Origin of the sequence: Roseovarius sp., from assembly GCF_027019125.1 — a bacterium.
Classification (GTDB): domain Bacteria; phylum Pseudomonadota; class Alphaproteobacteria; order Rhodobacterales; family Rhodobacteraceae; genus Roseovarius.
The window spans coordinates 1-22021 of the sequence record NZ_JALUXE010000034.1 but is presented as its reverse complement, the minus strand read 5'-3'; the positions used below and the strand labels follow the sequence as shown (position 1 = coordinate 22021).

General features: G+C 64.2%; 31 protein-coding genes and 1 pseudogene. 16 read left to right on the top strand and 16 right to left on the bottom strand.

Features of this window, described 5'->3' with window-relative positions:
- Positions 1–434: 434 nt before the first annotated feature.
- The 11 genes from rpmE to MVC20_RS16440 all read right to left on the bottom strand — a co-directional run bounded on the left by rpmE (position 435) and on the right by MVC20_RS16440 (position 7453).
- On the bottom strand, positions 435–656 hold the full coding sequence (gene rpmE / locus MVC20_RS16490; RefSeq protein ID WP_297543367.1) for a 50S ribosomal protein L31: 222 nt from the start codon (positions 654–656) through the stop codon (positions 435–437).
- An 11-nt stretch (positions 657–667) separates the two neighbouring features.
- Complete coding sequence (rplS, locus tag MVC20_RS16485; RefSeq protein WP_297543365.1) at positions 668–1051, bottom strand: 50S ribosomal protein L19; 384 nt, start codon at positions 1049–1051, stop codon at positions 668–670.
- Positions 1052–1297: 246 nt separating this feature from the next.
- Complete coding sequence (trmD, locus tag MVC20_RS16480; protein WP_297543363.1) at positions 1298–2101, bottom strand: tRNA (guanosine(37)-N1)-methyltransferase TrmD; 804 nt, start codon at positions 2099–2101, stop codon at positions 1298–1300.
- The gene (gene rimM / locus MVC20_RS16475) at positions 2098–2607 is read right to left on the bottom strand and encodes a ribosome maturation factor RimM (protein ID WP_297543361.1); all 510 of its coding nucleotides are present in this window, start codon (positions 2605–2607) and stop codon (positions 2098–2100) included. The genes trmD and rimM overlap by 4 nt, the downstream gene beginning before the upstream one ends.
- A 34-nt stretch (positions 2608–2641) precedes the next feature.
- Complete coding sequence (bluB, locus tag MVC20_RS16470) at positions 2642–3271, bottom strand: 5,6-dimethylbenzimidazole synthase (RefSeq protein WP_297543359.1); 630 nt, start codon at positions 3269–3271, stop codon at positions 2642–2644.
- Between the two features lie 18 nt (positions 3272–3289).
- The gene (rpsP, locus tag MVC20_RS16465; protein ID WP_037270315.1) at positions 3290–3667 is read right to left on the bottom strand and encodes a 30S ribosomal protein S16; all 378 of its coding nucleotides are present in this window, start codon (positions 3665–3667) and stop codon (positions 3290–3292) included.
- Between the two features lie 48 nt (positions 3668–3715).
- Positions 3716–4012: a chorismate mutase gene (locus MVC20_RS16460; RefSeq protein ID WP_297543356.1), complete on the bottom strand. Its 297-nt coding sequence runs from the start codon at positions 4010–4012 to the stop codon at positions 3716–3718.
- A gap of 64 nt (positions 4013–4076) precedes the next feature.
- Positions 4077–4607: a GNAT family N-acetyltransferase gene (locus MVC20_RS16455; RefSeq protein ID WP_297543354.1), complete on the bottom strand. Its 531-nt coding sequence runs from the start codon at positions 4605–4607 to the stop codon at positions 4077–4079.
- Entirely contained in the window at positions 4604–5170 is a 567-nt protein-coding gene (locus tag MVC20_RS16450; protein WP_297543353.1) for a GNAT family N-acetyltransferase, read from the bottom strand. Before MVC20_RS16450 ends, MVC20_RS16455 begins: the two co-directional genes overlap by 4 nt.
- Positions 5171–5243: 73 nt before the next feature.
- Entirely contained in the window at positions 5244–6749 is a 1506-nt protein-coding gene (gene ffh / locus MVC20_RS16445) for a signal recognition particle protein (protein ID WP_297543351.1), read from the bottom strand.
- A gap of 155 nt (positions 6750–6904) precedes the next feature.
- Positions 6905–7453, bottom strand: a complete 549-nt coding sequence (locus MVC20_RS16440; protein WP_297543349.1) for a hypothetical protein — start codon at positions 7451–7453, stop codon at positions 6905–6907.
- 120 nt (positions 7454–7573) lie between these two features.
- Here MVC20_RS16440 and MVC20_RS16435 point away from each other — a divergent pair, with 120 nt between their 5' ends.
- Both MVC20_RS16435 and MVC20_RS16430 read left to right on the top strand, forming a co-directional pair.
- Entirely contained in the window at positions 7574–8455 is an 882-nt protein-coding gene (locus tag MVC20_RS16435) for a LysR family transcriptional regulator (protein ID WP_297544220.1), read from the top strand.
- A gap of 8 nt (positions 8456–8463) precedes the next feature.
- A complete protein-coding gene (locus MVC20_RS16430; protein WP_297544218.1) occupies positions 8464–9369 on the top strand; it encodes a DMT family transporter in 906 nt (301 codons plus the stop codon).
- Here MVC20_RS16430 and MVC20_RS16425 read toward each other — a convergent pair.
- Both MVC20_RS16425 and MVC20_RS16420 read right to left on the bottom strand, forming a co-directional pair.
- Positions 9348–10319, bottom strand: coding sequence for a glycosyltransferase family 61 protein (locus tag MVC20_RS16425; protein ID WP_297543347.1), 972 nt, complete (start codon positions 10317–10319; stop codon positions 9348–9350). The two genes, MVC20_RS16430 and MVC20_RS16425, sit on opposite strands and share 22 nt — an antisense overlap.
- Complete coding sequence (locus tag MVC20_RS16420) at positions 10309–10644, bottom strand: metalloregulator ArsR/SmtB family transcription factor (RefSeq protein ID WP_297543345.1); 336 nt, start codon at positions 10642–10644, stop codon at positions 10309–10311. Before MVC20_RS16420 ends, MVC20_RS16425 begins: the two co-directional genes overlap by 11 nt.
- A 147-nt stretch (positions 10645–10791) precedes the next feature.
- Between MVC20_RS16420 and MVC20_RS16415 the strand changes: the two genes are divergently transcribed.
- From MVC20_RS16415 to MVC20_RS16355, 13 genes are all read left to right on the top strand, one after another.
- The gene (locus MVC20_RS16415; RefSeq protein ID WP_297543343.1) at positions 10792–11205 is read left to right on the top strand and encodes a universal stress protein; all 414 of its coding nucleotides are present in this window, start codon (positions 10792–10794) and stop codon (positions 11203–11205) included.
- 200 nt (positions 11206–11405) lie between these two features.
- The gene (locus MVC20_RS16410) at positions 11406–11747 is read left to right on the top strand and encodes an AtpZ/AtpI family protein (protein WP_297543341.1); all 342 of its coding nucleotides are present in this window, start codon (positions 11406–11408) and stop codon (positions 11745–11747) included.
- The gene (locus tag MVC20_RS16405; RefSeq protein ID WP_297543339.1) at positions 11737–12519 is read left to right on the top strand and encodes a F0F1 ATP synthase subunit A; all 783 of its coding nucleotides are present in this window, start codon (positions 11737–11739) and stop codon (positions 12517–12519) included. The genes MVC20_RS16410 and MVC20_RS16405 overlap by 11 nt, the downstream gene beginning before the upstream one ends.
- A gap of 100 nt (positions 12520–12619) precedes the next feature.
- A complete protein-coding gene (locus MVC20_RS16400) occupies positions 12620–12856 on the top strand; it encodes a F0F1 ATP synthase subunit C (RefSeq protein ID WP_008279665.1) in 237 nt (78 codons plus the stop codon).
- 84 nt (positions 12857–12940) lie between these two features.
- Positions 12941–13474: a F0F1 ATP synthase subunit B' gene (locus MVC20_RS16395; protein WP_297543336.1), complete on the top strand. Its 534-nt coding sequence runs from the start codon at positions 12941–12943 to the stop codon at positions 13472–13474.
- A 5-nt stretch (positions 13475–13479) separates the two neighbouring features.
- A complete protein-coding gene (locus MVC20_RS16390; protein ID WP_297543334.1) occupies positions 13480–14040 on the top strand; it encodes a F0F1 ATP synthase subunit B in 561 nt (186 codons plus the stop codon).
- A 349-nt stretch (positions 14041–14389) separates the two neighbouring features.
- Complete coding sequence (gene sdhC / locus MVC20_RS16385) at positions 14390–14773, top strand: succinate dehydrogenase, cytochrome b556 subunit (protein WP_297543333.1); 384 nt, start codon at positions 14390–14392, stop codon at positions 14771–14773.
- A gap of 10 nt (positions 14774–14783) precedes the next feature.
- Positions 14784–15155 carry a succinate dehydrogenase, hydrophobic membrane anchor protein gene (sdhD, locus tag MVC20_RS16380; protein ID WP_297543332.1) on the top strand — a complete coding sequence of 124 codons (372 nt, stop codon included), beginning with the start codon at positions 14784–14786 and terminating at the stop codon, positions 15153–15155.
- Positions 15156–15167: 12 nt separating this feature from the next.
- Complete coding sequence (gene sdhA / locus MVC20_RS16375; RefSeq protein WP_297543330.1) at positions 15168–16970, top strand: succinate dehydrogenase flavoprotein subunit; 1803 nt, start codon at positions 15168–15170, stop codon at positions 16968–16970.
- The gene (locus tag MVC20_RS16370) at positions 16970–17290 is read left to right on the top strand and encodes a hypothetical protein (RefSeq protein WP_037270289.1); all 321 of its coding nucleotides are present in this window, start codon (positions 16970–16972) and stop codon (positions 17288–17290) included. Before sdhA ends, MVC20_RS16370 begins: the two co-directional genes overlap by 1 nt.
- 14 nt (positions 17291–17304) lie before the next feature.
- The gene (locus tag MVC20_RS16365) at positions 17305–18084 is read left to right on the top strand and encodes a succinate dehydrogenase iron-sulfur subunit (protein ID WP_297543327.1); all 780 of its coding nucleotides are present in this window, start codon (positions 17305–17307) and stop codon (positions 18082–18084) included.
- Between the two features lie 13 nt (positions 18085–18097).
- Positions 18098–18811 carry a divalent cation transporter gene (locus MVC20_RS16360; RefSeq protein WP_297543325.1) on the top strand — a complete coding sequence of 238 codons (714 nt, stop codon included), beginning with the start codon at positions 18098–18100 and terminating at the stop codon, positions 18809–18811.
- A 103-nt stretch (positions 18812–18914) separates the two neighbouring features.
- Positions 18915–19085: a hypothetical protein gene (locus tag MVC20_RS16355; protein ID WP_297543323.1), complete on the top strand. Its 171-nt coding sequence runs from the start codon at positions 18915–18917 to the stop codon at positions 19083–19085.
- A gap of 51 nt (positions 19086–19136) precedes the next feature.
- Here the strand turns inward: MVC20_RS16355 and MVC20_RS16350 are convergent, their stop codons facing one another.
- The 3 genes from MVC20_RS16350 to MVC20_RS16340 form a co-directional block, all read right to left on the bottom strand.
- Complete coding sequence (locus tag MVC20_RS16350) at positions 19137–19484, bottom strand: DUF2794 domain-containing protein (protein ID WP_297543321.1); 348 nt, start codon at positions 19482–19484, stop codon at positions 19137–19139.
- Between the two features lie 52 nt (positions 19485–19536).
- Positions 19537–21183, bottom strand: a complete 1647-nt coding sequence (locus tag MVC20_RS16345; RefSeq protein ID WP_297543319.1) for a DNA polymerase Y family protein — start codon at positions 21181–21183, stop codon at positions 19537–19539.
- Between the two features lie 303 nt (positions 21184–21486).
- On the bottom strand, positions 21487–21753 hold the full coding sequence (locus MVC20_RS16340) for an I78 family peptidase inhibitor (RefSeq protein WP_297543317.1): 267 nt from the start codon (positions 21751–21753) through the stop codon (positions 21487–21489).
- Positions 21754–21861: 108 nt separating this feature from the next.
- Here MVC20_RS16340 and MVC20_RS16335 point away from each other — a divergent pair.
- Positions 21862–22021 (top strand): annotated as a pseudogene (locus tag MVC20_RS16335) (S-(hydroxymethyl)glutathione dehydrogenase); the annotation flags it as partial.

Below are 22021 nucleotides of genomic sequence, written 5' to 3'. Positions count from 1 at the left end.
TGCGTCTGTTTTATCTGGTTGCGGCACAGGTGCAAGGGTAGCGGTCAGCCCGGCCAGCGATCGCTGGGAATTTCGACAATTTTAACCATTATTTCATGCCATTTTCCGATTGTCGGCTTGCTGCAACCCATTGCAGCGCAAGGAGGTGAGGAAACTGAGAGAAACCGAATTTCGGAAATGGATGGTTTTACGAGCAGCGGGGACGCTGCTCGTCGGGATCATCCGGCTCTTGATGGGGCTCTAATCCCCTGAAAGAAAAGACCCTGCGGAGCGCCAACTCCGCAGGGTCACGTTTTCGGTGAGGACACTGAAAACCGATTTTCGGATGTCCTGTTTATACCCCAATTCCTACCAAAAAGTAAAGCTGCGCCTGTGTCCCATGCAAAACGCCGCCCCGGGGGGCGGCGTTTGTCGTATCCGTCCGGAAGCAGGCTTTAGAAGCCCAGACCGGCGTATTTGCTCTTGAACTTGGACACACGGCCGCCGGCATCCATCAGACGCGAGCTGCCGCCGGTCCAGGCGGGGTGCACCGACGGGTCGATGTCGAGCGACATCGTATCGCCTTCCTTGCCCCAGGTCGAGCGCATTTGAACAACGGTGCCGTCGGTCATCTTGACGTCGATGACGTGGTAATCGGGGTGGATGTCTTTTTTCATCGTACCAATCCTTACGCAGAAGTGCCCGACAGGGTCTTGTAGTTGGCGTCCTCGGCGATGCGGGCCGATTTGCCACGACGCGAGCGCAGGTAATACAGCTTGGCGCGGCGCACGCGGCCACGGCGCACAACCTCGATGCTGTCGATATTGGTCGAATAGAGCGGGAACATACGTTCGACGCCTTCGCCAAAGGAAATCTTGCGGACCGTGAACGAGCCGGCGATGCCCTTGCCGTTCTTGCGGCTGATGCACACGCCTTCAAAGTTCTGAACGCGGCTGCGGGTGCCTTCGGTCACTTTGTAACCGACGCGGATCGTGTCGCCGGCTTTGAAGTCGGGAATGGTCTTCCCGAGGGCGGCAATCTGTTCCGCCTCCAACTGAGCGATAATATCCATCGCTTCTCTCCTGATTTGCTTGCGGTTTTTCCGCAAAGTGTCTCGCGTCCTAAGAGCTCTTGGTCTTCTTCCGGGTTCGCAGATGCGCCCGCCAGAGATCAGGTCGTCCTTGTCTGTGATCCGTTTGCCGGGGCTGCCGCAGGCGACCGAAGAAAGTCTGGCGGAGGAAGTAGCCAATAACAAACGTGCCCGGAGCCGCCAAGCGATTCCAAGCTAGGCGGTGTATAGGAGGAAGTGCCGGACGGATCAAGCCTTGTCAGATTGGGCGCGGCGGTGTTTTTCCCACAGATCGGGGCGCCGTTCGGCCGTCAGGCGCTCGGACATCTCGCGCCGCCATGTCTCGACCTTTGCGTGATCGCCGGAGGTCAGCACTTCGGGGATAACGCGGCCCTTCCATTCGGCGGGGCGGGTATATTGCGGATGCTCCAGCAACCCGTTGGAATGGCTTTCCTCGGCCGTGCTCTCGGCATTGCCCAGCACGCCTGGCAAAAGGCGCACGGTGGCGTCGATCAACGCTTGTGCTGCAATCTCGCCGCCGGTCATCACGAAATCGCCCAAGGATACCTCTTGAATGCCGTAATGCTCGATCACGCGCTCATCGAGCCCCTCGAACCGGCCGCAGATCAGGGTCACACCGGGGCGCTGCGACAGCTCTTGCGCCATCGCCTGATCAAACCGCCGCCCCCGCGGGCTGAGGTAGATCAGGGGCCAGCCGGGCGGTGTGCCTGCCATCGCCTCGTCAATCGCGCGGCCCATGACATCGGCCCGCAGAACCATGCCCGCGCCGCCGCCCGCAGGCGTGTCATCGACATTGCGATGCCGCCCCTCACCGTAGGGGCGCAGGTCGATCGGATTGAGCGCCCAGAGACCGTTCTGCAACGCGCGTCCTGTCAGGCTCTCGCCTAGAACGCCCGGAAACGCTTGCGGCAGCAGGGTGATCACCCGCGCTGTCCAGACGCCCGCCAGTTCCGGCGTGGGCGTGATCAATTCGCGTGGGGTCATGGTGGCGCGGATGGATTTGCGCCCATGCGAGCGGGGGGTGTCGCTCATGTCAGACCATCGGGCGGATCGGCGATGATGCGGCCAGAGGCCAGATCGACGGTTGGCACCGCCTCTTTGGTAAAGGGCAGGAGGATGGTCGAGGAAAGCCCCGGCGCGTGGATTTCCAGAATGTCCGACGCACCATGGTTGAGCACCGCCTTGACCCGTCCCAGGATCGCGCCGCCGGTGTCAAACACCTCGAGGCCGATCAGGTCGGCGTGATAGAATTCATCATCCGGCAGATTGGGCAATTGCGCCCGCAGCGCATAGAGCCGCGTGCCGCGCAGGGCGTCGGCGGCCTCTTTGGTGGTGACGCCCGACAACTGCGCGGTGAAGCCATTGGTGGTCTGGCCCGTCAGGGTCACGTCGAAGGTGCGCGCGCCATCTTCGGTGCTGAGCGGGCTGTAGGCCGCGATATCCTCGGGCATGGCGGTAAAGCTCTTGAGCCGCACCTCGCCGCGCACGCCAAAGGCGCCGCCAATGGCCCCTACGCAAATGCGGTCACTGTCGCTCATCGGCTTGTCTCCGTTTGTGCGGATAGGGGCATGATCAGCGCACCTCGGTCGGCAGAGTGGGCCGGCGGCTCTCCCATCCGGCCAGTTCCAGTTCGGGTGTTTCGCTCGTGGTTTCGGGCCAGCCGACGCAGAGATAGGCCACGAGGGCCCAGTCGGCGGGCACATCGAGATCGCGTGACAATTGCGCGGGATCGAGGATGGACACCCAGCCCACGCCCAGCCCCTGTGCCCGCGCCGCCAGCCAGAAATGGGTGATCGCGCCCACCACGGAATAGCGCCGCATCTCGGGCATCGTGCCTGCGCCCAGACCAGCCCCCTTGTCGGTCGCCTCGTCGCAATAGATCGCGAGTTGCACCGGGGCCTCTTGCATCCCCGAGAGCTTGAGGCCGCTGTAAATGCGCGCCTTGTCACCGTCATACCCCGCCAAGGCCTGTGCATTGGCGGCGGTGAAATTCTCCAGCGCCGCAGCCCGCGCGCCGGGCGATTGCACCCGGATCACGCGCCACGGCTCGCTCAGTCCGACAGAGGGCGAGAGAAGGAAGGTGTCGAGGCAGTCTTGCAAGACAGCCTCGTCCACCGCGTCCCGGCGAAAGCGGCGCACATCGCGCCGCCATCGCATGAGATCGCGCAGGCCAATCTGGAAGTCCTTGGAAAATTGCGACATTCCAGCGCCTTTCCGGTCTTATTCCTCGGCGGCTGCCTCTTCGGCAGGGGCGTTGGCGGCCTCGGCCTTGGCGGCTTTCTCGGCGGCGCGCTCTTGCGCCTTCTTGCCGGGAACGGCCTTTTTCAGGTTGGCGCGCTCTTTCTTGGCGATGACGCCAGCGGCTTCCAGCATGCGGCTGATGCGGTCGGTCGGCTGTGCGCCCTGCGCCAGCCAGTGCTGCACGCGCTCGACGTTCATCTTGACGCGGTCTTCGCTGTCCTTGGGCAGGAGCGGGTTGTAGGTGCCCAGCTTTTCGATGAAGCGGCCATCGCGCGGCATGCGGCTGTCGGCTGCGACGATCCGGTAGGAGGGACGCTTCTTGCTGCCACCACGGGCAAGACGGATTTTCATGGCCATTTGATTTTCTCCTTTAATGGCGTGGGTTTGATGGGGTTTGATCCCACCTTACGATTGGTGTTGCTGGTGATGCCGGATCACCTCGGCGATGATGAAGTTCAGGAACTTCTTGGCAAATTCCGGGTCCAGATCGGCCGTTCTTGCCAATTCTTCGAGCCGTTCGATCTGTTGCGCCTCGCGCGTGGGATCGGACGGGGGAAGGTCGTGTTCAGCCTTGAGTTTCCCCACGGCCTGCGTGTGCTTGAACCGCTCCGCCAGAGTAAAGACGAGGATTGCGTCAAGGCGGTCGATGCTCTTGCGATGTTCCTTGAGCAGCTGAGCGGCAAGGGCAGTTGTATCCGTCATGCAAGCCTCCGGCGTGAACAAACCCTGCGGTTTGTGGCGTGAAACGTAAGGTCCGGGCGGTGGGTCATGCGGCCACCTCGCCGGATTTCGGATGCCGCCAGACCTGACAGCTTGCGCCGAGCAGCGTGCCCTCACGCTCAAGGTCTGCGCCCAGACGTCGGGCGAGGGCCTGAGAGCGGGCATTGTCCGGCGCGATATAGGAAATCACACCGTCGAGGCCGAAATTTGCCGCGCCATGGGCGCGTGCGGCCTGCGCGGCGCGATAGGCGATGCCGCGCCCTTCGTATCCATCCCAGACCTGCCAGCCGAGTTCCGGCTCGTCCCAGCCTTCGCGATAGATGAAACCGCAAACTCCCATCGGGTCGCCCGTGCCGCGATCCGAGATCACCCACATGCCATAGCCGCGCAGCGCCCAATGCCCAAGGTTGCCCGCGATCAACCGCCAGCATTCCGCCCGCTCCAGCGGTCCGCCGACAAAGTGACTGCGCGGGCCGGCATAGAAGGTTGCCAGCGGATCAAGGTCATCCTCGCAGATCGCGCGCAGAATGAGATCGCCGCTTTTGACCTCGGGGATATGCAGGGCGAGGGTGGTCATGCGTAGGCCTCGACCGAGCCGTCATCGTCGTCGCGACCCAAGGCGACATCGGGGCCGGGGTGACGGTAGAGCAGGTCGCGGCCCATGTGGATGTTGTCATATTCCCGCTCGAACCACGCGCCCAAGCGTTCGGCAAGTGCGACCGAGCGCGCATTGCCCGGCACGATGTTCGAGGTCAGCGTGTCAAAGCCCAGGTCCTCATAGGCATAGCGGCGCGCGCGATGCGCGGCTTCATAGGCGATGCCGCGGCCTTCAAAACCGGCATAGAGCGCCCAGCCCAATTCCGGTTCAGGCCAGCCTTCGGGATTCCAGATGCCGGCGATGCCGGCTGTCTCGCCGGTGTCCTTCATCTCGATGGTGAAATAGCCATAGCCGTGGATATGCCAGTGCCCGACGTTGAGCGTGAACCAGCGCCAGGCATCGCCCCGGTTGGGCGAAGAGCCAAAGCCCTCGGACCGGTCCCGGTCGAGCAGAAAGGCGATGGTCGGCTCGATGTCGCGCGGCTCGGGCCCGCGCAGGATGAGGCGCGCGGTTTCCAACACGGGGGCCTGGGTGAGGGTCATGGCCGGTCCCCCCGCTGGCGGGGTGCCGGTTGCACGGTCGGATCCGAGTATTTATGCCAAGAAGAAGCCATGGTCACTTCTTCTTGCCAAAGCCCGAGAGGCCGGGGGGCAGGCCCATGCCGCCGCCAAGCCCCGGCAATTTGCCGCCCAGGCCACCGGACAGCTTGCCGCCGAGGGCCTTGGCCGCCTCTTCCATCGCCTGCGGGTCGTTCATGTCGGGCATGCCACCCTTGCCGAACATGCCCTTCATGGCCTGTTTCAGCATGCCGCCTTTGCCCATCTTGCCCATTTTCTTCATCATGTCCGCCATCTGGCGGTGCATCTTGAGCAGCTTGTTGAGGTCGGACACCTCCATGCCCGACCCGGCGGCGATGCGCTTTTTGCGGCTGGCCTGAAGCAGCGCGGGATTGGCGCGCTCTTTCTTGGTCATCGACTGGATCATGGCGATCTGGCGGGTCAGCATCTTGTCGTCGAAGCCGGCATCCTCGACCTGTTTGGCCATCTTGCCCATGCCGGGCATCATGCCCATGAGGCCCTGCATGCCGCCCATCTTCTGCATCTGCTCCAGCTGGCCTTTGAGGTCGTTCATGTTGAACTGACCCTTGGCCATGCGGCGCATCATCTTTTCGGCCTCGGCCGCCTCGATGGTTTCCTGCGCCTTTTCCACCAGCGCCACGATATCGCCCATGCCGAGGATACGGCCCGCGATACGCTCTGGCTCGAAGGTTTCGATGGCGTCCATCTTTTCGCCGAGACCGACAAAGCGAATGGGCTTGCCGGTGATCGCGCGCATCGAGAGGGCGGCACCGCCACGCCCATCGCCATCCATCCGGGTCAGGACCACGCCGGTCACGCCGATCTTGTCGTCAAACTCTGTGGCGACATTGACCGCGTCCTGACCGGTCAGGCCATCGACCACCAGCAGCGTCTCGCGCGGTTGCGCCACATCGCGCACCGCCGCCGCCTGCGCGATGAGTTCCGCGTCGATGTGCAACCGGCCTGCGGTGTCGAGCATGTAGACGTCATAGCCGCCAAGCGCCGCTTGGGTCTTGGCGCGTTTGGCGATGGCGACCGGGTCTTCGCCCTTGACGATGGGCAGGGTATCGACCCCGATCTGTTTGCCCAGGATCGCAAGCTGTTCCATGGCCGCCGGGCGGTTGGTGTCGAGCGACGCCATGAGCACGCGCTTGCCCTCGCGGTCCTTGAGCCGCTTGGCGAGTTTGGCGGTGGTGGTGGTTTTACCCGAGCCTTGCAGGCCGACCATGAGGATTGGCGCAGGCGGGTTGTCGATCTTGAGCGCGCCGGGATCGCCCGCGCCGCGCAGGGTCTCGACCAGTGCGTCATGCACGATCTTGACGACCTGTTGGCCGGGGGTCACGGATTTGGTGACGGCCTGCCCGGTGGCGCGGCTCTCAACCGTCTTGATGAAATCGCGCGCGACGGGCAGCGAAACGTCGGCCTCGAGAAGCGCCACGCGCACTTCGCGCAGGGCGGTCTTCACATCCTCTTCGGAAAGCGCGCCCTGCTTGGTCAGCCGGTCAAAGACACCGGAGAGGCGTTCGGATAGATTTTCAAACATCGCTCAGGCTCCTCTGCCGGTTGCTGACATGTCACCCCAACATAGGGGCAACGGTTCAAACGATAAACGCCCCCGTGGGCGCAACGCGCTGACGGGGGGCGATCCCGACGCAGGGCCGGGACCGGAAGCATCGGCCTCCGGGGATTGGGGGGCGTTTAGCGCGCGGGTGGCGCGGAGTCAAGCGTGGGGTCGGAGCCGCGCAGCTCGGCGAGCCATTGGTTGATCGCGCGCACCGCCCGCGCCGAAGAACGGCTGCTGTCATAGATCTCGGTGATCGGGTGCAAGAGCGGGGGGCCGCCCGCCCCGTCGCGCAGCACGAGCGTGGGGCGATGCACGCGGCGGCGTACACGCGACGGATCGGTGCTGGTATCGCCGCCCGACAGCGTGCTCTCGCCGGTGGCGCGGATCAGGTCCGAGAGGTCAAAGACCGTTTCGCGGTGGCGAAAGATGGTGCGGGAGCGCAGGGTGACACGGCCCGTGCCCGCATCAAGGATGAGTTGCAACCGCTCGACAAAGACCCCGATGCCCGCGATCCCCAAGCCGCCGCCGACGAACAGGAACACCAGCCCCCCCACCAGCGTCTGCGACAGGACCAAGAGCCCGATCGCCGCGAATGCGAGGGTAAAGAGGCTGAGCATGATCGCGATGAACCATGGCATCTCTTCGAGGATCAGCAAATCCGGGCTGTTCTGCGTGACTTTCATCGGGGTTCTGTTCCGGGCGCGGGTTTCGCCATGCTACGCGCATTGCGGGTGATTGCAACCGCCGCGCCGCCGCAGCATAGTTGCGCGGCATTGAGGCGGCCGGGCGGGGTGATGGATATGATGGAGAATTGGGACGAGGTGCGCACCGCCTATAACGTGGCGCGGATCGGCACCGTGAGTGGCGCGGCAGAGGTGCTGGGCGTGCATCATGCCACCGTCATCCGCCATATCGACGCGCTGGAAGAACGGTTGGGCGTCAGGCTGTTTCAGCGGCATGCGCGGGGCTATACGCCCACCGAGGCGGGCGAAGACCTGCTCCGGGTGGCGCAGGCGACGGATGATCAGTTCAACCAGTTGGCCGGGCGGATCAAGGGGCAGGGCAATGATGTGTCGGGCGAGCTGGTCGTGACCTCGGTCGGCGGTCTGAGCCATCTGCTCGTGCCGGTGCTCGCCGCGTTTCAAGAGGCATACCCGGCGCTGGTGGTGCGCTATCTGACCGGGGACCGCCTGTTTCGGCTGGAATATGGCGAGGCGCATGTGGCGATCCGGGCAGGCTCGGTGCCCGATCAGCCCGACAACGTGGTGCAGCCCTTCTTTCAGCAGCAATTCACCCTTTATGCGAGCGAGGGCTATGTGGCACGCCACGGCCTGCCCAAGGGGCCCGAGGATCTGGCCAGGCACCGGTTCATCGGGGCCGATGACCCCAAGACCCGCGCGCCGTTCCTGCGCTGGCTGCAAGAGAATGTGCCCGGCGAGGCCATCGTCTTTCGCTCGGGCGATGTTCATGCGCAGCGCAACGCCATTCTGGCCGGGGCGGGGATCGGATTCACCTCGGTCCTGCAGGCGGCTGAGATGCAGGGTCTCATTCAGGTGATGCCGCCCCGACCGGAATGGGCCGCGCCCCTCTGGCTGGTCACGCATATGGACCTGCACCGCACCACCAAGGTGCAGGCGTTCTTGACCCATCTCAAGGAACGCGCGGCAGCATGGCCAGTGGCATGAGCGCCGGCATGACCCCGGCGCTCAAGGGGCATCTGGCGATGCTCTGTTTTTCCGGGCTTGTGGCGGGGTCCTTTGCGCTGGGCTCGATGGCTGCGCAGCATATTGCGCCCGCCGCGCTCAACGCGCCGCGGTTCCTGCTGGCTGCCGTGATCCTTGGCTGTGGCGCGATGCTGGGCCGGGGTATCCCGCGCAGCACATGGGCATCGCCCTGGCGCTACCTGCTGCTTGGTGGCACGATGGGTCTTTACTTCGTGATGATGTTCGAGGGTCTCAAGACCGCAGCGCCGGTGTCGGCGGCGGCGGTCTTTACCCTCACGCCGATCATGTCCGGCATTGCGGGCTATGTCCTGTTGCGCCAGATCACCACGCCACGCATGGCGCTGGCGCTGGGCGTCGGGGCGATGGGCGCGCTCTGGGTGATCTTTCGCGCGGATGTGTCGGCGCTGGTGGCCTTCGAGGTCGGGCGGGGCGAGGCGATCTATTTCTTCGGCTGTGCGGCGCACGCGATCTACACGCCGCTGGTGCGCCGTCTCAACCGGGGCGAACGGCCCGTGGTGTTTTCCTTTGGCACCATGCTGGGCGCGGCGTTTCTGATCACCGCGGCGGGCTGGGGCGATATTCGTGCAACCGATTGGGCGAGCCTGCCTGCGATTGTCTGGATCACCATCGTCTATACGGCGGTCTTTGCCACGGCGATGACCTTTGTGTGCCTGCAATACGCCAGCCTCAACCTGCCCAGTGCCAAGGTGATGGCCTATACCTATCTCACGCCCACCTGGGTCACGCTCTGGCAGGCCGCGCTGGGGCATCCGCTGCCGCCGGTGATCGTCTTGATGGGGGTCGGGCTGACCGTGGTGGCGCTGGTGCTGCTGCTCAAGGATGAGAGCCTGCCTCAGATGAAACCTGCCGCCTGAAGATCGACGCGCAGGCCCAGCATTTGCGGCGGCCGCGGGCCATCCTCGGCGGTGGGTGCAAAATCCGACAGGGCGTCAAAAGTGGTGAGGTTCACATCGGAAAAGCCGGTGATCTGCCGCGCGATGGCGTCGAATACATCCCGCCGCGTGCGGCGCTGGATAAGACCGACCCTGGCGCCGGGGGGCATCACGAAAGCGGCCAGATGAAAGGCCGATCCATCGGGGCCAAGAATGACCTTGGCGGCGCGATAGACAGAGATCTGTTCGGGAATCGTCAAGCGCTCGGGATGCACCACGGCATAGCCCGCCTTGGCGGTCCAGCGCTCCAGCAGGCGCTCACGCGGCACCTGCTTGTCCGGATCCTTGAGCCGCCGCCGCGAGATATAGATGCGCCCGGGCCCGTCTGGCGGTGGCCCGGCGCAGAGGTGGCGGCGCATATAGGCGCGGGCCTCGGGCGTGCCATGGCCCCAGTGCAGATGACCGAACCCCTGAGAGGGGAGCACCAGCTCATCCACGCGCGTCGGATGCTCGATCAATCGAATGGGCAGGTTCTGGCCCAGTTGCGCCATCAGCGGGCCAAGACGACGGCGCAGAATAGCGGCGATGTCGCGTCCCGGCAGGGGCAACAGGACGATGCCCGCGACCGGGTCTGCAAGATGGTCCAGCGCCCAGAGGCGCGGCGTCGCCTCCAACAGGAAATGCCCGAAGTGATGCCGCCCCACCCCGGCAAAGAGCCACCTGCCCGGCAAATGCGCCGGCGCTGCCGTGGGCGGAGCCGGATCGGTCGTGAAGCGCGCCCCCGACAAGAGCGTGCGCGCCATGGGCAGCGGCCTGCCATCCGGGCCAAGCGCCCCACAGCTCAGCTCGTCCCCGGCGGTCGGCGGTATCAGGATCGCATCCGCCACCCGTTCAATCCGCGCGTCAGGCAGAGGGCAGGTATCAGCCCTCATCCGGCAATTCCGTCTTGAGAAACCGCTCGAACGCATCCAGGTTGATCGCCTCGAACTGACCAAAGCCCTGCATCCAGATCGAGGCATCGCGCAGCGCATCCGGCTCGAGCTTGCACCAGGTCACGCGCCCGCGGCGTTCCTGCGTGATCAGCCCGGCGCGGCCCAGGATGACCAGATGCTTGGAAATCGCGGCCAGGCTCATCTCGAAGGGTTCGGCCACATCCGTCACCGCCATGTCATCTTCGAGCAGCATCGACAGGATCGCGCGCCGGGTGGGATCGGCGAGGGCGGCAAAGACCATATCGAGGGCGGGCGTAGTGTGCATGCCCTTCATAAGCCCAAGCGTACGCCCTGCGTCAACGGCTGATCCATGGCGCAAGGGCTGAAATCGGCCTTGATCTGTGACAAGGTGGCGGCGCGCGTCCGCTGATAGTCTGGGCAGACGCGAAACGGAAACACGAAAGGAAAGACCATGTTCTCGACAATCCTGGTTCCGGTCGATCTGCTCCACAAGGACACATTGGCCAAGGCGCTCGACGTGGCGGGGGATATCGCCAAACGCCACGGTGCCCGCATCATAGTGGTGGGCGTGGGCGGAGAGCTGCCCAACGAGCTTGGCCATAACGCGGACGAGTTCACGCAGACCCTTCATCGGTTTGCCGATGAACTGCGCGACAAATATGCCGTCACGGTCGACGCCGAGCCGATTATCAGCCATGATCCCGAGGTCGAAACCACATCGGCGCTGATGCGCGCGATCGAGCAGACCGGTGCGGATCTCGTGGTGGTGGCCAGCCACGTGCCCGGCTTTCTCGAGCATATCTTTGCCTCGCATGGCGGCTATATCGCGGCTCATGCCAAGGTCTCGGTTCTGGTCGTGCGTTGAAAACTCAACCAATCGGTTGAATATGCCAAACCGCCGTCACGCGGCCCCGGGACGGTTGCGGCAGAATGGCCGCCCTGTTTCTTCTTGGGTAAAATACTCAATAAAACAGTGGCTTACGTCAGCTCTGCCCATGCCCTTGGGGTGCTTGACTCAGGCGCGCTCAGGCCCTAGCACAAGCGCAACATTCTGAGGGGGCTTTCGTGACCGATCCCGAGCAGCGCGCGCAACTGGCAGAGCTGGAAGCGAAGATCGCAAGGCTCAAGGCGAAGGACGCGCCCAAGCCTCATCAGGAAGAGCATTATTCCCAGGCCCAGATGGCCTGGCGGATGGTGATCGAGCTGGTGGCCGGTCTTTTGATCGGTTTCGGCATGGGATACGGGCTTGATATCCTCTTGGGGACGATGCCGGTGTTCCTTGTCATCTTCACGTTGCTGGGGGTGGCCGCGGGCGTCAAGACGATGATGCGCAGCGCCGCCGAGATCCAGCAAGGCATGGACAAGCCCGCGCAAGGCGGGGATGAGAGGGCAAAGAATGGCGACTGAAGCGCACGGTGCCGGGGAACCCGGTCTGGTTTTCCACCCGATGGATCAGTTCATGGTCAAGCCGCTCTTTGGCGACGGTGCCGTGGGCGTCTTTACCCTGACCAATGTCACGCTTTGGATGGCGCTGACGGTTCTGGCGATCATCGCGCTTCTGGTCATGGGCACCTCGCGCCGGGCAACGATCCCGACGCGCACGCAATCGGTCGCCGAGCTTCTTTATGATTTCGTCCGCAAGATGGTCGAGGATGTCGCGGGCAAGGACGCGCTGGTGTTCTTCCCCTATATCATGACGCTGTTTCTGTTCATCCTGTTTGCCAACTTCCTCGGCCTTCTGCCGATGGCCTTTACCACCACGAGCCATATCGCGGTGACGGCGGTGATGGCCGTGATGGTGTTCCTGACCGTGACCATCGTTGGCTTTGTCAAGCATGGGGTTGGCTTTCTCGGTCTCTTCTGGGTCAGCTCCGCACCGCTGGCGCTGCGCCCGGTGCTGGCGCTGATCGAGGTGATTTCCTACTTCGTGCGCCCCGTCAGCCACTCGATCCGTCTTGCCGGTAACATGATGGCCGGTCACGCCGTGGTCAAAGTGTTCGCGGCCTTCGCGCCGATGATCCTGATCTCGACGGGGATCGGCATCGTGGTGACGCCGCTTTCGATCCTTGCCATCTCGACCATCTATGCGCTCGAGGTGCTGGTGGCCTTCATTCAGGCCTACGTCTTTACCATCCTGACCTGTGTCTATCTCAAGGATGCGCTGCATCCGAGCCACTGACAGGAGGCGGTGGGTTTCACCCACCCTACGAAACGACGGCGGGTTCGCCCGCCTCACGACCAACCGACCAATGCCAATTCCAACGTAAGGAGACATCACTATGGAAGGCGATATCGTTCAAATGGGTGCATATATCGGCGCTGGCCTGGCCTGCATGGGCATGGGCGGGGCTGCGATGGGTGTGGGCAACGTTGCCGGCAACTTCCTCGCAGGTGCGCTGCGCAACCCGTCGGCCGCTGCTGGCCAGACCGCGACGCTGTTCATCGGCATCGCCTTTGCAGAAGCTCTGGGGATCTTCTCGTTCCTCGTCGCGCTTCTGCTGATGTTCGCTGTCTAAGTCTCTCGGGTAGCTGATCCTTACGGCTGGGGGGTGGCGCACTGCCACCCCTCGGTGACACGGAACTTTCCCTAGGAGGACGACATGGCAAGCGAAACGCATGACGCCGCTGGTCACGCCGCATCCACGCCGGGCCTGCCCCAGCTGGATTTTTCGACCTTTGGCAACCAGATTTTCTGGCTCCTCGTCACGCTGGTCGTGATTTACTTTGTCCTGTCACGCATCGCGCTGCCGCGCATCGCGGCCGTGTTGGCAGAGCGTAAGGGAGCCATCACAAACGACCTCGCCGCTGCCGAGGACCTCAAGGCCAAGGCGGTCGAGGCCGAACAGGCCTATCTCAAGGCGCTGGCCGATGCCCGTGCCGAGGCGCAGACCATCGTCGGTCAGGCCAAGGCCGAGATCAAGGCCGAGCTGGACGCCGCCACCGCCAAGGCGGATGCCGAGATTGCCGCCCGCACGGCAGAAGGCGAAAAGAAGATTGCCGATATCCGCGCCAATGCCATGGACAGCGTCAAGGAAGTGGCCGTCGCGGCCGCAGCCGAAATCGTTGCCGTCATGGGTGGCAAGGCCGACGACAAAGCCGTCACGGCCGCTGTTGCCGATCGGATGAAGGGATAACCGCCATGCAAAAGACGCTTCTGACCATGGTCGCCGCCCTTATCGCCAGCCCCGCGCTGGCGGCTTCGGGTCCGTTCTTCTCGCTCGCCAATACGAATTTCGTTGTTCTGGTCGCGTTCCTGCTCTTTGTCGGCTTCCTGGTTTACGTCAAGGTGCCCGCGCTCTTGGGCAAGAAGCTCGACGAGCGGGCCGACAATATCAAGGCCGAACTCGACGAGGCGCGCGCGCTGCGTGAAGAGGCGCAGACCCTGCTTGCCAGCTATGAGCGCAAGCAGAAGGATGTGCAGGCGCAGGCTGACCGTATCGTGGCGCAGGCCAAGGAAGAGGCCAACGCCGCCGCCGAAGAGGCCAAGGACGAGATCAAGGCTTCGATTGCCCGCCGTATGCAGGCCGCCGAAGAGCAGATCGCCAGCGCCGAAGCGCGCGCCATCCGCGACGTTCGCGATCAGGCTGTTGTTGTGGCTGTCGCTGCGGCACGCGATGTGATCGCCAAGCAGATGACCGCCGCTGATGGCAACGCGCTGATTGACGCCGCCATCGCGGATGTCGAAGCCAAGCTGCACTAAGCAGCCATATGTCACGGAATTGGCCCGGGTCGGAAACGCCCCGGGCTTTTTCATGTCTGGTTGGTTTTTGTGATCACAAAAATCCGGATCGGTCCGGCGACTCTGTTCGACTTTTGAGAGTTTCATCCAGAGACTCAGGCAAACCCACCCGGAAAACCTGATTCCCATTAACCTTATTTGTGATCACACGATTATTTTCGTGATCACAAACGCAAGATTTTTGCGGCCAATTGACCCAAAACCGGGGTTTTGACGCGTCGGGCAGGTGACATGCCTGAGAAAAAGTATAACAAGAAACCCAGCAAAAGACGGCTGTCGCGCCGCCCGCCATCTGCAAAGGAGTTGCTCCATGGCTGAAACCAAACCGGTTGAACGCCCGCTTTCGCCGCACCTGCAAATCTACCGCCCGCAACTGACCTCGATCACCTCGATCCTGACCCGGATCACCGGCAATGCGCTGATCGTGGCGGCGCTATTGATCGTGTGGTGGCTCTTGGCGGCCTCGACCTCTGACGCCTATTTCGCAATGGCCGATGCGGTCGTCACCTCCTGGTTCGGCGATCTGGTCCTGTCGCTTTCGGTCTGGGCGGTGTGGTATCACTACCTTGCCGGTTTGCGGCACCTGTATTTTGACGCGGGCAAGGGGATGGATATTCCCACCGCCGAGAAACTCGGCTGGGGCTGCATCATCGGTTCGGTCGTTTTGACCGTCATTACCCTGCTTCTGGTCTGAGGAGAGCATCATGCGATATCTGACCGCACGCAAACGCGCCGAGGGCAAAGGCGCTGCTGGCACCGGGACCGAGCATTTCTGGTACATGAAACTGTCGGGCGTCGGCCTTGCCTTGATCATCCCGGTGTTTCTGGTGGCCTTTGGTCGCGCCTTGGGCGGCGACCGCGCCGAGGTGCTGGCCGCGTTTTCGCATCCGGGGATGGCCATTCTCACCGGCCTCGTGATCTTCTTCGGCCTTCGGCACTTTGCCAGCGGCGCGCAGACGATGATCGAGGATTACAGCCACGGCAGCACACGCCGCGGCCTGATTATTGCCGTGACCGTTCTGTGTTACGGGCTGATCGCCACCGGGCTTTTCGCCCTCGCCAAGATCGCGCTTTGAGGACCTGAACAAATGGCTGCTTATGAATACGAGACGCATGATTATGACGTCGTGGTTGTGGGCGCGGGCGGAGCGGGGCTGCGGGCCACGCTCGGCATGGCCGAACAGGGCCTGCGTACGGCCTGTGTGACCAAGGTTTTCCCGACCCGCTCGCACACTGTCGCCGCACAGGGCGGCATCGCCGCAAGCCTTGGCAACATGGGCCCGGATAGCTGGCAGTGGCATATGTATGACACGGTCAAGGGCTCGGACTGGCTGGGCGATACCGACGCGATGGAATATCTCGCGCGCGAGGCGCCCAAGGCCGTCTATGAGCTCGAGCATTACGGCGTGCCGTTTTCCCGCACGGAAGAGGGCAAGATCTATCAGCGCCCGTTTGGTGGCCACACCACCGAATTCGGCGAAGGCCCGCCCGTGCAGCGCACCTGTGCTGCCGCCGACCGCACCGGCCATGCCATTCTGCACACGCTCTATGGTCAGAGCCTCAAGCAGAAGGCCGAATTCTACATCGAATATTTCGCCATTGATCTGATCATGACCGACGGGGCCTGCACCGGCGTCGTCTGCTGGAAGCTCGATGATGGCACCATCCATGTCTTTAACGCCAAGATGGTCGTGCTGGCCACGGGCGGCTATGGCCGCGCCTATTTCAGCGCCACGTCCGCCCATACCTGCACCGGCGACGGCGGCGGGATGGTGGCGCGCGCCGGTCTGCCGCTGCAAGACATGGAATTCGTGCAATTCCACCCCACGGGCATTTTCGGTGCCGGTTGCCTCATCACCGAGGGCGCGCGCGGCGAGGGGGGATACCTCACCAATTCCGAGGGCGAGCGTTTCATGGAACGCTATGCGCCCAATTACAAGGATCTCGCCCCCCGCGACTATGTCAGCCGCTGCATGACCATGGAAATCCGCGAAGGGCGCGGCGTGGGGCCGGATGGCGATCACATCCACCTCAACCTCAGCCACCTGCCGCCCGAGGCGCTGCATCTGCGCCTGCCCGGCATTTCCGAATCCGCACGCATCTTTGCGGGTGTGGACGTGACCAAGGAACCGATCCCGGTTCTGCCCACCGTGCATTACAACATGGGCGGTGTGCCCACGAACTATTGGGGTGAGGTGGTCAATCCCACCAAGGACGATCCCCATGCCGTCGTGCCCGGTCTCATGGCTGTGGGTGAGGCGGGCTGCGCCTCTGTGCATGGCGCCAACCGGCTTGGCTCCAACTCGCTCATCGACCTTGTGGTCTTTGGCCGCGCCGCTGCCATTCGCGCGGGCAAGGTCGTGGATCGCGACGCGGCGGTGCCCGCCACCAACAAGGCCGAGGTGGACAAGGCGCTCAGCCGCTTTGACGGGCTGCGTCATGCCACAGGTGCGGTGCCCACCGCCGAATTGCGGCTCGAGATGCAAAGGACCATGCAGGCGGATGCCGCCGTGTTCCGTACCTCGAAATCGCTCGCTGAAGGCGTCGAGAAGATGAAGGCCGTCGCCGCCAAGATGGGTGATCTCAAGGTCACGGACCGTAGCCTTGTGTGGAACAGCGACCTGATGGAAACGCTGGAGCTGACCAATCTCATGCCCAATGCGCTGGCCACGATCTTTGGGGCCGAAGCCCGCAAGGAAAGCCGCGGCGCGCATGCGCACGAGGATTTCAGCACCCGCGACGATGAAAACTGGCGCGTTCACACGATTGCGCGGGTCGAGGGCAATTCCGTCGATCTGAGCTATCGCCCGATCATCACCGATCCTCTGACAACCGAGGACAAGGGTGGCATCAGCCTCAAGAAGATCGCACCAAAGGAACGGACGTTCTGATGCGGATCCTCTTGGCCTGTCTTGCGCTTGCGACGCTGGGTGCCTGTGACGCGACCAATCAGGTCGCCGACACCCTCGCGCGCGAGCGGGCCAAGAGCGTGGTCAACACGGTCGTCGCACAGCGGTTTCCCGGCCTCAACGCCGCCCCGATCACCGATTGCGTGATTGATGCCGCCTCTGCCGGAGAGATCATTCAGATCGCAAGCGCCAGCGTGGCCGGTGTCACGCCTGAAACCACGCAGCAAGTGATCGCAATCGCACAGCGCCCCGAGGCCGTGCAATGTATTGCCCAAAATAGCCTGACCCTCTTGGGCGGCTGACAAGGAGTAGCAAGATGGTTCAACTCACACTCCCCAAGAATTCGCGCATGACCACGGGCAAGACATGGCCCAAGCCCGAGGGTGCCAAGAATGTGCGCAAGTTCCAGATTTACCGCTGGAACCCCGACGATGGCAAAAACCCGCGCGTGGACACCTATTTCGTGGATATGGACACCTGCGGCCCGATGGTTCTGGACGCGCTGATCAAGATCAAGAACGAGATTGATCCCACGCTCACCTTCCGCCGCTCTTGCCGCGAGGGGATTTGCGGCTCTTGTGCGATGAATATCGACGGGATCAACACGCTGGCATGCATCTATGGCATGGACGAGATCAAGGGCGATGTGAAAATCTACCCGCTGCCGCATATGCCGGTGGTCAAGGATCTGATCCCCGACCTCACCCATTTCTACGCGCAGCACGCCAGCATCATGCCCTGGCTCGAGACCAAGACCAACCGCCCCGCGAAAGAGTGGCGGCAGAGCATCGAGGACCGCGAGAAACTCGACGGGCTTTATGAATGTGTGATGTGCGCGTCGTGCTCTACCTCTTGCCCGTCCTATTGGTGGAATGGCGACAAATACCTTGGACCGGCCGCTCTTCTGCATGCCTATCGCTGGATCATCGACAGCCGCGACGAGGCCACGGGCGAGCGTCTGGATGATCTGGAAGACCCGTTCAAACTGTATCGTTGCCACACGATCATGAACTGCACCAAGACCTGCCCCAAGGGTCTCAACCCCGCCAAGGCCATCGCCGAAATCAAGAAGATGATGGTCGAGCGGCACGTGTAAGCGGGCAGGGGTCATGGCAGGCGAAGGATTATGGTCCGCGCTGCTCTTGGCCCTGATCGCGGGCGCGGCCATGCCCCTCGGGGCGGCGCTCGCGCTCTCTGCAACCTGTCGGCGGCTGCCCGCGACGGCGACCCATACCATCGTGGCCTTTGGCGGTGGCGCGCTCTTGGCGGCCATCGCACTGGTGCTTGTGCCGCACGCGCGCGACACGCTCTCCGCCCCGGTCGCGCTCTCGGCCTTTGCGGCGGGCGGGGTGGCGTTCTTTGCGATTGACCGCGCGCTCGAGTCGCGGGGCGGGCGCGGCGCGCAACTCATGGCGATGCTGCTCGATTTCCTGCCCGAGGCCATGGCCATCGGCGCCATGCTCACGGCGCAGGCCGACCGCGCCGTGCTGTTGGCGGGGCTGATTTTCCTGCAGAACCTGCCCGAGGGCTTTGCCGCCTTTCGTGACATCCGGCGCGGCGGGGCGGTCCGGGGCTATCGGATCGTCTTGCTCTTTGCCGGACTGGCCCTGCTTGGCCCGGTCTGCGCGGGTCTTGGCTTTTCCTTCCTGTCGCAAATGCCTCAGGTGCTTGGGGGGATCATGATGTTTGCGGCGGGTGGTATTCTCTACCTGATCTTTCAGGATATCGCGCCTGCGGCCCATGCCCGCCGCAGTTGGCTGCCGCCCCTCGGTGCGGTCTTTGGGTTCACGCTCGGTCTGGCCGGGGACATGCTGATCGGGTGAGGGTCGTGCCTTGCACCGGGCGCATGGCGAGACTGCGTCCTTGGCGGTTTATGCCGCAGCGCAGAAGACTATCTAGGTGTCATGGAAATATGGAGATAAACCCATGGCTTACCCGGTTAAAACCCCCGCCGCCCCCGATCCAGCGCCGGCGCCGATCACACCCGATTGGGTCGCGGTCTATTACACGCCCGAGACCCCCGCCAACCTGCCCCAAGCGCCCCAAGCCCCCGGGCTGGATGCGCTCGAACAGATGTATGCCTATTACGAGGCGTGATTGGCCCGGCGCGAGTTGGGGCAGGGCCTTATGCCTTGCCCCGGCTCTGCTCTATTCGACGGCGCGGATCAGCTTGCGCTCGAGCACCCGCAGCACGGTGCGCAGGTCATGGCCGCGCTTGAGCACCTGGCCATCCATGCCGATCACCGCATATTGCCCCTGTTTGCCCTGCAATTTGGGCCGTTTTTCGATCCGGTAGAGCGGATGCTCTGCCGTGCGCCGAAAGACTGAAAAGACCGCCACCTCGCGCAGGCAGGATATGCCGTAATCGCGCCATTCCCCCGCTGCGACCATCCGCCCATAGAGCGACAGGATCACGCCCAGTTCGCTGCGCTGGAACGCCACTTGTGGGGCCGAGGGATGCGCGCCCGCAAGCGGGCCAAGGCTTTGCAAATCCATAGTTCCAGAGTTGCGCCAATCCTGCGGCAAATCAAGCGCTTTCCGTGCATCCTCAGGCAAAGCGCCCCTGACAGAACCACCCGCCCGAGATTTGCCCGCCATGGGCGCGAAAAAGCCAGAGCCGCTCGCCGCGCGTCGTCACCACCTGCCAGTAATCGCGCACCCCGCTGCGCCACTCCGGGTCCTCCAGCCACCACTCCGGCGCAATCCGCTCTGGCCCGATGGCACCCACCACCTCATGCGCCCGCCCGCGCCAGCGAAAGGGCAGCGTGGCCTCTCCCGGTTCGGGCCGCATCACGGGCTCTGGCGGCCAGATCAGCAACGGGCGGCGTGTCTCGGGCACGGGCCAGGGGCCGCGGGCGGGGTCTGACCAGGCCGCCGCAAGGGTCAGCGCGGATTTCTCCGGGATATGGCTCTCGGCGGGATGGCGGCGGGTGATCGCCTCCAGCCCGATGCGCCCGCCCAGCCGGGTGATCAGATCGGCCAGCGCCGCCTCTTGCGCCCCGGTCCCCCGCGCCCGGCCCAGGCCGCTCTCGCCCTGCCGGGTTTCCATCCGCGCGGTCACAACCGCTTCGAGCCGCAGCATGTCGATGCCGAACCCGGCGTCGATCCCGTCAAGCTGCATGTCCAGAAGTGGGCGCATCGCCTCGGGCTGGTCCACCGCGCGCGCCAGCCGCACCTCGACGGCCTGCAGCCCGCCATCGGCGCGATACGCCTCCAGCCGCAGGTGCCGCGCGCCCTGTCCCTTGCCCTGCAAGAGCTGGCAGAGCCGTTCGGTCAGGCGGCAGAGTGCGGCGTCCATATCGCCCCGCAGCCCGATCGGCTCGGGCAGGCTCAGCCGGGTGGCAAAGCGGGGGGCTGGGGCAGAGGGCGACATCGGTTCCGGCACATGGCCCAGCGCCTGATCCAGCCGCAACATCACCTCGGGGCCAAAGCGGCGGCCAAGGCTGGCGCGCGGTTGCGCCGCCAGCTCGCCGATCCGCCGCAGCCCGAGCCGCGCCAGATCCGCCACCAGCGCGGGCGGCAGGCGCAGCGCCGCCACCGGCAGGGGGGCCAGCATCGCGGGCAGATGCCCGGGCGGGGCGATCTCGGCGGCCTCTGCCGTGACGGTCACCGCAGGCGCCGCGCCGCCCCGCTCCCAATGCCGCCGCTTGACGGCGCGCGACCGGGTGGCGCGGGCCTCTTGGTCGATGGCATCGCCGGAACGGTGCGCGGCCACCCCTTGCCCGGCATAGCGCGCCAATGCCCAGGCCCCCCCCACCGTATCGGCCAGCCCGCAGCGCAGGCTCAGCCCCAGATCCCCCGCCTCGGCGCGCAGGGTGGCGATCAGCCCGGCCTCGCCGCCAAAGAGATGCGCGCAGCCGGTGACATCCAGAAGCAGGCCTGCCGTGCCCTCGACCCCCACCAAGGGCGAGAACCGCCCCGCCCACCGCCCCAGCGCCGCCAGAAAGGCCGCCTCTGCGGCGCGGTTCTGTGGCCGGGTGATGAGATCGGGGCAGAGCGCCTGCGCCGTCCGTAGCGGTTGCCCCGGCCTGAGCCCCAGCGCCTCGGCGCGCCGCGACACAGAGGTCAGCACCTGATCCTGCGCCTCGGCACTGACCACGGCAAAGAGCCGCGCGTCCGGGTCCGTCACCCGCCGCAGCAGGCGCTCGGCCCCGAGCCGGGGAAACCAGATCGACAGGATACGGCGGGTGGGCATGGCGGGGTTTGTTCTCTATTTGTTCTATAACAAATAGAGCGGGGGCTGGGCGGAGTCGAGTCAGCAGCAGCGCGGATTGCTGGGCCGGGGACTAGCGAAGCAGCGGCACCGTCTTGCACTTTATGCCCGCAAAGTTCGTGTGATCCCACAGCATAGCGCTCCCTCTCCAAATCGCTAGGCCGCGGGACGGCCCAGCGATCCGCGCGGCGGCGCGTGCCGCGCCTTGTTCCGCGCGGGGGATAGCCGACACCGCCGCACCGCGCTGATCAAAGCTGTCACATCGAATTTCGACGTGGTGCCCCCTCACCCGCAGGCGATCCGCGTGATCACCCCGTCTGTGTCATGTTCGACATTCAGCCGGTCGGGGCGGTAATCCATCGTCACCATCGACCCCGGCGGCAGGATGCGCACCGCAGCGTGCCCGCTGAAATCCTGCGCCGCGACCGGCGTGCCGATCAGCGCCTGCATCTGCGCCGCGCCGCAGGCGGTCTCTTCGGGGGATGTGTCCTGCGGGCCGATACAACCCGTCAGCGCCCCGATCATCAGGGCGGTGCCAAGGATTTTCTTCATGTTTTCGCCTCTCTTGCCGCAGTCTGGGGGTCGCGTGACGCTCTCGATATTGAATCACCGCGCAACATGGCGCAAGACTGCCGCAAATTTTCAAGGAAAGGACAGATCATGCGCACACGAGCGGCGGTTGCTGTTGAGGCGGGCAAGCCGATGGAGATCATGGAGGTGAACCTGGAGGGCCCGAAGGCGGGCGAGGTTCTGGTTGAGATCAAGGCGACGGGCCTGTGCCACACGGATGATTTCACGCTCTCTGGGGCGGATCCCGAGG

What these genes read in the sequence shown, in the direction of transcription:
- sdhC (WP_297543333.1), top strand. Translation starts at nt 14,390, where the DNA reads ATGGCTGAAACCAAACCGGTTGAACGCCCGCTTTCGCCGCACCTGCAA.
- MVC20_RS16415 (WP_297543343.1), top strand. Translation starts at nt 10,792, where the DNA reads ATGTTCTCGACAATCCTGGTTCCGGTCGATCTGCTCCACAAGGACACA.
- MVC20_RS16420 (WP_297543345.1), bottom strand. Translation starts at nt 10,644, where the DNA reads ATGCACACTACGCCCGCCCTCGATATGGTCTTTGCCGCCCTCGCCGAT.
- bluB (WP_297543359.1), bottom strand. Translation starts at nt 3,271, where the DNA reads ATGTCGCAATTTTCCAAGGACTTCCAGATTGGCCTGCGCGATCTCATG.
- MVC20_RS16355 (WP_297543323.1), top strand. Translation starts at nt 18,915, where the DNA reads ATGGCTTACCCGGTTAAAACCCCCGCCGCCCCCGATCCAGCGCCGGCG.
- MVC20_RS16340 (WP_297543317.1), bottom strand. Translation starts at nt 21,753, where the DNA reads ATGAAGAAAATCCTTGGCACCGCCCTGATGATCGGGGCGCTGACGGGT.
- MVC20_RS16360 (WP_297543325.1), top strand. Translation starts at nt 18,098, where the DNA reads ATGGCAGGCGAAGGATTATGGTCCGCGCTGCTCTTGGCCCTGATCGCG.
- MVC20_RS16455 (WP_297543354.1), bottom strand. Translation starts at nt 4,607, where the DNA reads ATGACCACCCTCGCCCTGCATATCCCCGAGGTCAAAAGCGGCGATCTC.
- MVC20_RS16395 (WP_297543336.1), top strand. Translation starts at nt 12,941, where the DNA reads ATGGCAAGCGAAACGCATGACGCCGCTGGTCACGCCGCATCCACGCCG.
- MVC20_RS16435 (WP_297544220.1), top strand. Translation starts at nt 7,574, where the DNA reads ATGGAGAATTGGGACGAGGTGCGCACCGCCTATAACGTGGCGCGGATC.
- rpsP (WP_037270315.1), bottom strand. Translation starts at nt 3,667, where the DNA reads ATGGCCATGAAAATCCGTCTTGCCCGTGGTGGCAGCAAGAAGCGTCCC.
- MVC20_RS16430 (WP_297544218.1), top strand. Translation starts at nt 8,464, where the DNA reads ATGACCCCGGCGCTCAAGGGGCATCTGGCGATGCTCTGTTTTTCCGGG.
- MVC20_RS16350 (WP_297543321.1), bottom strand. Translation starts at nt 19,484, where the DNA reads ATGGATTTGCAAAGCCTTGGCCCGCTTGCGGGCGCGCATCCCTCGGCC.
- MVC20_RS16400 (WP_008279665.1), top strand. Translation starts at nt 12,620, where the DNA reads ATGGAAGGCGATATCGTTCAAATGGGTGCATATATCGGCGCTGGCCTG.
- rimM (WP_297543361.1), bottom strand. Translation starts at nt 2,607, where the DNA reads ATGAGCGACAGTGACCGCATTTGCGTAGGGGCCATTGGCGGCGCCTTT.
- MVC20_RS16405 (WP_297543339.1), top strand. Translation starts at nt 11,737, where the DNA reads ATGGCGACTGAAGCGCACGGTGCCGGGGAACCCGGTCTGGTTTTCCAC.
- MVC20_RS16440 (WP_297543349.1), bottom strand. Translation starts at nt 7,453, where the DNA reads ATGAAAGTCACGCAGAACAGCCCGGATTTGCTGATCCTCGAAGAGATG.
- sdhD (WP_297543332.1), top strand. Translation starts at nt 14,784, where the DNA reads ATGCGATATCTGACCGCACGCAAACGCGCCGAGGGCAAAGGCGCTGCT.
- MVC20_RS16345 (WP_297543319.1), bottom strand. Translation starts at nt 21,183, where the DNA reads ATGCCCACCCGCCGTATCCTGTCGATCTGGTTTCCCCGGCTCGGGGCC.
- rpmE (WP_297543367.1), bottom strand. Translation starts at nt 656, where the DNA reads ATGAAAAAAGACATCCACCCCGATTACCACGTCATCGACGTCAAGATG.
- MVC20_RS16365 (WP_297543327.1), top strand. Translation starts at nt 17,305, where the DNA reads ATGGTTCAACTCACACTCCCCAAGAATTCGCGCATGACCACGGGCAAG.
- MVC20_RS16450 (WP_297543353.1), bottom strand. Translation starts at nt 5,170, where the DNA reads ATGACCCTCACCCAGGCCCCCGTGTTGGAAACCGCGCGCCTCATCCTG.
- MVC20_RS16370 (WP_037270289.1), top strand. Translation starts at nt 16,970, where the DNA reads ATGCGGATCCTCTTGGCCTGTCTTGCGCTTGCGACGCTGGGTGCCTGT.
- trmD (WP_297543363.1), bottom strand. Translation starts at nt 2,101, where the DNA reads ATGAGCGACACCCCCCGCTCGCATGGGCGCAAATCCATCCGCGCCACC.
- sdhA (WP_297543330.1), top strand. Translation starts at nt 15,168, where the DNA reads ATGGCTGCTTATGAATACGAGACGCATGATTATGACGTCGTGGTTGTG.
- MVC20_RS16425 (WP_297543347.1), bottom strand. Translation starts at nt 10,319, where the DNA reads ATGAGGGCTGATACCTGCCCTCTGCCTGACGCGCGGATTGAACGGGTG.
- MVC20_RS16390 (WP_297543334.1), top strand. Translation starts at nt 13,480, where the DNA reads ATGCAAAAGACGCTTCTGACCATGGTCGCCGCCCTTATCGCCAGCCCC.
- ffh (WP_297543351.1), bottom strand. Translation starts at nt 6,749, where the DNA reads ATGTTTGAAAATCTATCCGAACGCCTCTCCGGTGTCTTTGACCGGCTG.
- MVC20_RS16460 (WP_297543356.1), bottom strand. Translation starts at nt 4,012, where the DNA reads ATGACGGATACAACTGCCCTTGCCGCTCAGCTGCTCAAGGAACATCGC.
- rplS (WP_297543365.1), bottom strand. Translation starts at nt 1,051, where the DNA reads ATGGATATTATCGCTCAGTTGGAGGCGGAACAGATTGCCGCCCTCGGG.